Source organism: Campylobacter sp. 2018MI34 (assembly GCF_016598975.1).
In the GTDB taxonomy this organism is placed as follows: Bacteria; Campylobacterota; Campylobacteria; order Campylobacterales; family Campylobacteraceae; genus Campylobacter_D.
Genome location: NZ_JAENKS010000155.1, coordinates 1 through 435, shown reverse-complemented (window position 1 = coordinate 435; position 435 = coordinate 1). Strand labels below are relative to the sequence as shown.

The window sequence follows — 435 nt, the reverse complement described above, 5'->3', positions numbered from 1 at the left end:
GGTCGGTGCGGCGTGGATCGATCACGATCAGCCTGGCGCCCTGGCGCAGGCGCTTCTTCATGCGCGAGGCGAAGACGGGATGGGCGTCGGTCGGGTTGGCGCCGATCACGATGATCACGTCGCTCTGCTCGACCGAGTCGAAATCCTGCGTGCCGGCAGAGGTGCCGAACGCCTGGCTCAAGCCGAAGCCGGTCGGCGAATGGCAAACGCGTGCGCAGGTGTCGACGTTGTTGTTGCCGAAGCCGCCGCGGATCAGCTTCTGGACGAGATAGGTCTCCTCGTTGGTGCAGCGCGACGAGGTGATGCCGCCGATCGCCAGCCTTCCGTGCTCGGCCTGCAGCCGCTTGAATTCGGATGCGACGCGGTCGATCGCCACCTCCCAGCTCACTTCGCGCCAGGGCTGGTCGATCGTCTCGCGGATCATCGGCTTCAGGA

1 protein-coding gene is annotated in these 435 nt (G+C 66.0%); it reads right to left on the bottom strand.

Going from position 1 to position 435, the window contains the following annotated elements; all coding sequences use genetic code 11:
* Positions 1–435: molybdopterin-dependent oxidoreductase (locus JG676_RS08185; protein ID WP_200217924.1), on the bottom strand; the 435-nt coding region annotated here is incomplete at both ends.